Raw genomic sequence first — 8,237 nt, forward strand, 5'->3', positions numbered from 1 at the left:
TAACTTCCCCTGCCATGGAAAACAACGCGCTACCGGCACAGAAGCGAACCACCATACTTCCCCACCTGCTGCACAACCTATACTTCTGGCAGGGGTCGTTGGCTTTGTTCCTGCTGGCCATGGCTGTATATTTCATGCAGCATCAGCAAATCGAGCTGGCGGCCATACAGCGCCAGTTGCGCCAGGCAAAGGTGTCCTTTCTGCTGCTGGGAGCGCTGCTGACCGCCTGCCATATCCTACTGCAGGGCGAGATGTATGTGCGCTGCTTCAGGTCGCTGGGAAAAACGGTAGCCCTAACCCAAACGGTGCTGCTGTTCCTGAAGCGCAACCTGGTCAGCGTGCTGTTGCCTGCCGGAGGCTTCTCCTCGCTGGTGTTCTTTTCCCGCCAGGTAGCGTCGGACCAGGTAAACAAAACGCATGTATACCTGGCCTCCTCGCTCTACAGTATCTGCGGCATGCTCTCTGTCATCATCATTGCGGTGCCGGTGCTGGGCTTTGCGCTACTGCGGGGGCAGCTACAGACGCCTGCGCTACTAGGCTTTATTTTCCTGGTGCTGCTGACAGCGGCCATGATCGCGGCGCTGGTTTCTGTCCTGAAGCGTGGCTGGGCCTACCGTTTGCTTCACAAGCGGCTGCCGCCATGGGCTGCCCTGCTCGACGAGATCACCTCAAAGCCCCTGGACCGCCGTCAGCTTGGGGCTGCCTTAGCGGCCTCTGTGGTCATTGAGTGCATCGGGGTTTCTCATTTGTTCATTTCCATGCTGGCCCTGGGGTACGAGGCGAGCTGGCCGGCGGCCTTCATCGGCTACATGGTCATGATGATCCTGCTGATCGCGTCACCGGTGCTGCGGGGCCTGGGAGCCATTGAGGTAGCCATGACCTTTATACTTACCCAGTACGGACTGCCGGTCGTGGCCGCAGCCTCTGTCACGCTGCTATTTCGGCTGTTCGATTTTTGGTTGCCGCTCCTGGCCGGGGTGGGCAGCTTTTTCATCCGAAAGGATAGTTTCCTGCTGCGGGTATTTCCGGCGCTGCTGCTCTTTTTCACGGGCATCGTTAACGTGCTTTCCGTTATTGCGCCGGCCGTTCCTACCCGCCTGGAGTTTGTCCGGGAGGTTTTTCCGGAGGAGGTTATCTCCGCCTCGAATGGGTTGGTGATGGTGGTAGGCATGGTGCTGATGCTGCTGGCGGTGTTCCTGCTGCAAGGCTCCCGGCGCGCCTGGCTGCTGGCGGTGGTACTGGTGTCCCTTTCCATTATCGGGCACCTTACCAAAGCCATCGACTACGAAGAGGCGCTGTTTGCAGCCTTTACGCTCATCAGCCTGCTCTATACCCGCTCGGCTTATAGTTTAGTGCCGCACCCGCGCTACACCAGGCTGAGCATCCTGGTGCTGGTCTACGGGCTGCTCCTGGTCATGCTCTACGGCGTGCTGGGCTTCTTCTTCATGGATAAGGTGCATTTCGGGCAGGAGTTCAGCCTCGACCAGGCGCTCCGGCAGGTGCTGCGGCTCTTTTTCACTTTCGATAACGCCGGAATAGAGCCCCTTACTCCCTTTGCCCGCTGGTTTATTTTTTCGCTCTACACGGCGGGGGCCGCCTACCTGGTGTTTGTGCTGTACGGCCTGCTGCGCCCTTACTTCGCGCAGCCGTTTAACTCTGCCGAAGAGAAAGCGCTGGCCTCCGAACTCACCGGCAAGTATGGCCACTCCTCGCTCGACTACTTTAAAACCTACCCCGACAAGCTTTTCTTCTTCACACCGGACAAACAGGCTTTTGTCTCTTTTAAAGTATGGCGGCACCTGGCCATTGCCCTGGAAGACCCCGTAGCCGCAGATCCGGAGGCGATGAAGGCAGCTATAGAGGCCTTTGACGAGTATTGTGCTGAAAACGGGTTTACCGCTGCTTATTACCGCGTGCCCGAAGCAAGTTTGCCTCTTTATACTTCGCTGGGCAAGAAAAGCTTTACGGTAGGCGAAGAAGCCATTGTGGACCTGCCGTCGTTTACGCTGGAAGGTAGCAAAATGCACGCGAACCGGAACGCTGTGCGCAAACTCACGGCCGATGGCTATGTTTTTAAAGTATACGATCCTCCTATTAAAGCTGGCCTGCTGCAAAAGCTCGAGCTGGTATCGGCCGAGTGGCTGCAGGACAAGGAACAGGCGGAGCTGACGTTTACCGAAGGCGTTTTTGATCCGGCCATCCTGAAGAACCACCCGATCATGACGATTGAGAATGCGGATGAAAAAGTATACGCTTTTCTGGACGTGGTGCCTTGCGGTGTGCCGGGCATGGCCGTGTACGACCTGATCCGCCAACTGCCCGACGCCCCTAACGGCACTTTGGATATGCTGCTATGCCAGGCGTTTCTATACTTTAAATCCAAGGGCTTTCAGCAGGTGAACATGGGGCTTGCGCCGATGTCGGGGATAGACGGCAGGAACGTTCCGCAAAAGACGGTCCGCTTTGCCTATGAGCACCTGCGGGCTTTCGGGCATTTTAAAGGGCTGCGGAAGTATAAAGAGAAGTTCTCCCCCGCCTGGGAGAAGAAATACCTGGCGTATGAAGATGATTACCAGCTGCTGCAGGTGCCGGTGGCTCTCAAAAAAGTATCGGAGGCTGCTGTTTAGGTACTTGCCCGAACCTGCGATTTCCCCGCCTGCCTGTAGGTCAGCCAGGCCAGATACATGAGGTACAGAAAGTATACGCCCATAAAAAGCCGCTGCCACAGCCCCCGGTAACCGATCAGGTGCAGCTTTGCGGCACCGAAGAGCAACAGGAAAACACCACCTGCCACCATGACCAGCACAGACAGCACTTTTATACCCGGGTGTTCGCCGTGCAGGGCGTACCAGGCAACCGCCGGCACAAAGTATAAACCCGCCTGCCCTGCTATACCTCCCACCGCATGAATCTGCCCAGCAACGGTAAGCCTGCCATGGACGAAATCATAAGGGAACAGCCCCGAGATCAGGCCCTCTCCTATGCCGTAGATCGCGACCAGCCAGCACAGCAAGGTAATGCCCCGGTGCGTTTTCCCGAAAGCAACCTGTAGCCCCAGGGCGAAAAGGACCAACAAGCCGGTAAAGACAACACTCCAGGCGGCGACCCAATGGGCTACCGGGCTGCCGGAAACGCTCAGTAAGCTCTCGGACTGCTCAATGAAGTTATACCCGGGGTATAGCATGGATAACAGAGAGGTCACCACAAAATCGCCGATGCAAGCCGTAAAGCAACTGACGGCTCCGGCCCTCATCAGACCTCTGCTGAAACGGCTTCTCGCATGTATGGCTTCTCTCACTTGTGCTTCCTTGCTAAACACAAACTAGTTTATGCTTCCTTCTAGGCTTACTAAATCGTATACGTTAGTATATGGCACTACTGGTATTGATACGGCACGGGCAGTCACAGTGGAACCTGGAAAACCGCTTCACAGGCACGGTGGACGTGGCCCTCACCCCCCACGGCCGGCAGGAGGCACGGTTGGCAGGGCACCACCTGAAAGGCATCAGATTTTCGGTGGCCTACACCTCAGACCTGCGGCGTGCACAGGAAAGCCTGCAGATCATCCTGAAAGAAATTGGGCAGGAGCACATACCCGTTTACCGAAATAGCGCGCTGAACGAGCGCAACTATGGCGACCTGCAGGGGCTCAACAAGCTGGAAACCGCCGAGAAGTATGGCGCACAACAGGTAATGCTTTGGCGCCGCAGCTTTGATGTGGCTCCTCCCCACGGAGAAAGCCTGAAAGATACGCAGCAACGCGTGCTCCGGTATTACCACAGCCAGATTGAGCCGCACCTGCGGCAGGGGGAGAACGTGCTGGTGGTGGCGCACGGCAACAGCCTGAGAGCCCTGGTTATGTACCTGGACCAGCTCAGTCAGGACGCTATCTCGCACTATGACCTACCCACCGCCACGCCTTTAGTGTATACTTTTGATGCAGACCTGAAGAAATGTATAGCCCCAGCTACAATCAAAACCAACGACAGCACTCTAGTCACCAGACCACCTGCTGTAAATAAAAAGCTTGACCCAGTCATTCACCACAAAAGAGAAGAAGGCCGAGACACCAAGTATGCTAAGGGTTTGGGTAAACGGAACAGGAGTAAAACCAATTAAGCCAAAGGTAGTTAGCAGGATTCCCAGTACTAAATCGGCAGAGATGGCCAACAGGAGAATCTTACCGGGCATTGATTTCCAGAAATGCCTCTTCTCCCGGATAATAAAGATGGAGAAAAGCGCAAAGAACAGCAGAATCTCAAAACTGGTAGTGTTCAACTCTCCCGCTGTGCTGATATTAAAATAGCGCAGACAAATCTACGGCCTGTGCGGGGGATTCGTTGGCGGCTTTACAAAATAGCATGAGCGGAGAACGTCATGGCCCACTTCCTGCCTTTGGGCTGTCTGCCCTGGCAATCCCTTGCGGTTGCCGTGTCACAGGTGTGTCTTTGCAGGGACAGGCATCCCTCCAAAAGCAGCTTCTTAAGGCTTTACACGGGTATCATGAGGCGATCCGTTGATAGTGACCGCTTTCCTGTCCTGCAGCTGGTATAGCTCCGAATAAAGCTTCCCGGCCTGCAGCAGCTCCTCATGTGTGCCCTCTTCCGCTACCACACCTTCCCTAATCACAAAAATCTTATCGGCATGGCAGATGGTGCGAAGGCGGTGGGTAATGGTAATCACGGTTCGGCCCCGCATCAAATTCTCCAAGGCCTCCAGCACACTTCTCTCCGCTTCCGTATCGAGCGAGGCGGTGGGTTCATCGAGTATAAGTATTGGCGAGTTGCGCACAATAGCCCGGGCTATACCGATGCGCTGGCGCTCGCCGCCCGAGAGGGTCATGCCCCGCTCCCCTACCAAAGTATGATACCCTTTGGGAAACCTGCAGATGAAGTCATGGGCGTTAGCCCGTTTGGCAGCCTCTATGATTTCTGCCGCCGTAGCCTCCGGCCTTCCGTAGGCGATGTTTTCCTGTATAGAGCCGTAAATCAGCACCGTCTCCTGTAGCACGAAGCCGATCTGCATGCGCAGCCCCTCCAGCGTAAAGTCCCGGACGTCGGTGCCGTCAATCAGGATTCTGCCGGCATCGGGGTCGTAAAAGCGTGGGATGAGGCTGGCAATGGTGGACTTGCCGCTACCTGTTGGGCCACAAATGCCAACGTGCTGGCCTGCCTGAATTAAAAGGCTGATGTTATGCAGCACCGGCAGGTTATCTGCATAAGAAAATGTAACGTTCTCAAACACGATATTCCCCTTGAGTTTTCCTGGGTTGCGGGCATTGGGTTTCTGGTGGATTATGATATCCGTTTCCAGGATCTGCTGGATGCGCTCCAGGGCAACCATAGCCTGGGCTATGTTGGTAGTCATTTTAGCCAAGTCCTTTATCGGACTAAAAAACTTGCTCAGGTACGACAGGAAAACCGTCAGCGCCCCGATCGTCATGACGCCTGCCAGCACCAGGCTGGCGCCACGCCAAAGCACAAAGGCGGTGCAGAACGAGACAAGTATGGTTACGACCGGCGAGACAATGGACTTAATTTTACGCGCCCTCAGGGCGGCCTCCACCGTCTCAAGGCTCACCTGCTTCAGCCGGTCCTCCTCCAGGTCCTGCCGCCCGTAGGCGTTGATGGCGCGTATGGACTCCAGCCCCTGCTGCAGCACGGCCACCATCTCCGCCTGATCCTTCCGTACCTCATGCGTAGCGGCTTTTACCGCCTTTTTAAACCGTATGATAAACAAAAGTATAAACGGAGACACACTCACCGCCATCAGCGTAAAGTCCCAGTTTAGGTAGAACATCAGCGAGAGGATACCGATTATAGTCAGGGCATCGATGAGGATATTTAAAAGCGTTTCAGAAGCAAAATCCTGTATGGTGGACACATCCGAGGTGATGGTACTGAGCAGTTTGCCGACCTGGTGGGTATCGTAGTAGGAAAGCGAGAGCCGCAGCAAGTGGTGGTACATGCGCCGTCTTAGGTCGTTGGCCACGTATTGCGCCACGCTCTCGGTGAAATAGTTGTTGGTGTAGCTGGCTAGTCCGCCGAGGGCGTTGAACAAAACCATGGCAGAGGCAGCCACAGCGGCCAGCTCCATGTTATGCCTTCCCAGCGGCAGGTCTTCTACCCAGAGCAGCCAATGCGGCAAGGGCTCGTTGCCGATCACGTTGTCGATGATCACTTTAAGCGGCCAGGGCGTAGCCAGGCTCATACCTGTTTCGGCCAGCATGGCCAGGAAAATAATGGCCAGCCAGGTCCAGTACGGCTTTACAAGGCCCAGCACCAGGCTTGACAGGCTCGTGGCGGGTGGCGCCACAGGTGGGTCAGCCAGAGCCTGGGCGTAACGTTCTTTAAGGTCAGCTCCCATAGCTACCCGTTTATTTATCTCATCGACTATCTATACTACATACGTATGCTGCCTTTAGCGTGAAGTATAAACGCTGACTTATGCTATCTTGATTTTTTTTTCTGCCTATAATTTGGCTGGGGATAGCGGTTTAGTGCCCACGTTTGGGCCATGGCGCATTTCAATGCGCTATAACTTTTGTTAGCTAATGTTATTCCTATCCTCTGGAGCTAAAGCAAGTGGAGAAGACGTTATTTAATATTTTCAGCCAACTGAGCTACCAAGTCTTTTTACCGCTCTTCATCTTTTCCAGTATCTCCGCTAAAAACTGACCGTTTGCTCCTGCAAGCTCGACTGCCTCACCCATGGTTTTCATAGCTTCTTCTGTTTTACCTGTCTTATACAATAGGTTAGCGTAGGTGTACAGGAACCTCGGGTTGTTCTTGTCCTTGTGCAAGGCTAACTCCTTAGACCATTTCAAGGCAGCTTTCAGACTTTCGGTGTCCTCACAGAAAAGGAACAAGTTGTTGGCGTAGCTGTCAAGCTGTTGGTTATCCAGTTGCCTTTCCATCGAAGTAATGTAGGAAGCGTAGGCGGGCCAGTTCTTAGTCCATTGGTAGTACATCGGCTTGGAGTTCATCAGTATCGCGTCGGCTAAATCAGGAAACTTCACGTCCAGCGTTTGCTTTAACTCGTCCCAGTTCACGTGCTCGTTCACCTTACCTGAATACGAGACCATCCCGCCACCGTAGTCTTTCTTTACTCCATTGATCCTTAAGTAAGGCAGCACAAGCTCATCGAAAACTACGGTCTTGACTATCAGCTCGCTTCTCCCTTTCCCTAATATTAGATCAGCTTTGTCTGCATGACTTCTTAAAACTGGAAAACCTGGGTCAGCTACTTTCCTGGTGGACACAGCGATGAGTTTGATGTTCTCTTCGGTCAGCAGATTTTCCTGAGTAGCCAAATAGGAGTTGGCAACTACAGGGATAAATTCCCTGTCATTCATTAGCTGGGCTGACTTTAGAAGCTTTAAAAGGAAGTCTTGATCTTTTTTCCCTTTTAAAAACTGCCATTTCTCACTCGGATACCCGCTCAGGGCCAACTCTGCCTTCGCGATGAAATCCGCTGCAGTTGGTGAGGCCCCGTTCAGCCTGTGCACAAGCTCACCCTTCGGACTGAAGAAGAGGTACACGGGATATGTGTCGACATTATAGGTGGTTACGATGGCCTGTGCGTCTTTATACCAGTTCTTTACTTCTTCACTATCTCTGTCAGTAAGGTCCGCCTGAACTTTTACATTAATAAAATTGGTGTTGAAAAAGTCACCTACCTGTGCTTGAGGGAAAATATCCCTTTCCATCAGTTTGCAGGGACCGCACCAGGTGGTAAACACATCTACGAAAATGTACTTGTTCTCTTTTTTTGCCTTCTCCTGAATTTGTGCCCAACTGAGCCCTTTCTCGAATTTTACGCCTGCTGAGGGCTGGGCCTTTGCAATGCCTATGGTAAGGAACAGAATAACTAAAAGTTTGATCTTCATGTTTGCTTTGCTTTATAGTGAACGAAATTGATTATGTATTGGAGGGTTATGCTTCTGCTGCGATGCCGCTCCAACTCTACAGGAGGTCATTATACTCAATTAAGGGAATGAAAGCCTTAAGGTTTACGAACTATTCGTAATTATACGAAAAAATCGTTTATACCCAAATCTTTTATGGTTTTAATAAAGCTTAGCCTTAAGCATTAAAGATTTAGCCAACGGACGGGGCTATGGTGCGTTCTCAATGCACTATAGGTTTTCCTATGTTTGAGTTTATATTCTAACTTGAGTTAAAAGAGAAGAAAGGAAGGAATAAGATTAATTAGGTTTTGTGGCCTTAAGAGCCAGT

At 52.9% G+C, this 8,237-nt stretch carries 5 protein-coding genes; 2 read left to right on the top strand and 3 right to left on the bottom strand.

Going from position 1 to position 8,237, the window contains the following annotated elements:
• Positions 1-14: 14 nt before the first annotated feature.
• Positions 15-2,627, top strand: coding sequence for a phosphatidylglycerol lysyltransferase domain-containing protein (locus FJM65_RS14895; protein WP_140622337.1), 2,613 nt, complete (start codon positions 15-17; stop codon positions 2,625-2,627).
• Here FJM65_RS14895 and FJM65_RS14900 read toward each other — a convergent pair.
• On the bottom strand, positions 2,624-3,319 hold the full coding sequence (locus FJM65_RS14900) for a DUF998 domain-containing protein (RefSeq protein ID WP_181163735.1): 696 nt from the start codon (positions 3,317-3,319) through the stop codon (positions 2,624-2,626). The genes FJM65_RS14895 and FJM65_RS14900 overlap by 4 nt on opposite strands.
• Before the next feature lie 50 nt (positions 3,320-3,369).
• Here FJM65_RS14900 and FJM65_RS14905 point away from each other — a divergent pair, with 50 nt between their 5' ends.
• Positions 3,370-4,119 (top strand): 2,3-bisphosphoglycerate-dependent phosphoglycerate mutase, encoded by a 750-nt coding sequence (locus FJM65_RS14905; protein WP_140622339.1) that lies wholly within the window; start codon positions 3,370-3,372, stop codon positions 4,117-4,119.
• Between the two features lie 363 nt (positions 4,120-4,482).
• On the opposite strand, the gene FJM65_RS14910 is transcribed toward FJM65_RS14905, so the two are convergent.
• Positions 4,483-6,366, bottom strand: a complete 1,884-nt coding sequence (locus tag FJM65_RS14910) for an ABC transporter ATP-binding protein (RefSeq protein ID WP_140622340.1) — start codon at positions 6,364-6,366, stop codon at positions 4,483-4,485.
• A 256-nt stretch (positions 6,367-6,622) separates the two neighbouring features.
• Positions 6,623-7,888, bottom strand: a complete 1,266-nt coding sequence (locus FJM65_RS14915; RefSeq protein WP_140622341.1) for a DUF255 domain-containing protein — start codon at positions 7,886-7,888, stop codon at positions 6,623-6,625.
• Positions 7,889-8,237 lie beyond the last annotated feature (349 nt).

Source organism: Pontibacter mangrovi (genome assembly GCF_006385705.1).
Classification (GTDB): Bacteria; Bacteroidota; Bacteroidia; order Cytophagales; family Hymenobacteraceae; genus Pontibacter; species Pontibacter mangrovi.

Bases quoted from the DNA above. Each gene is read 5' to 3' on its own strand.
- FJM65_RS14915 (WP_140622341.1), bottom strand. From the start codon at position 7,888: ATGAAGATCAAACTTTTAGTTATTCTGTTCCTTACCATAGGCATTGCA.
- FJM65_RS14905 (WP_140622339.1), top strand. From the start codon at position 3,370: ATGGCACTACTGGTATTGATACGGCACGGGCAGTCACAGTGGAACCTG.
- FJM65_RS14895 (WP_140622337.1), top strand. From the start codon at position 15: ATGGAAAACAACGCGCTACCGGCACAGAAGCGAACCACCATACTTCCC.
- FJM65_RS14910 (WP_140622340.1), bottom strand. From the start codon at position 6,366: ATGGGAGCTGACCTTAAAGAACGTTACGCCCAGGCTCTGGCTGACCCA.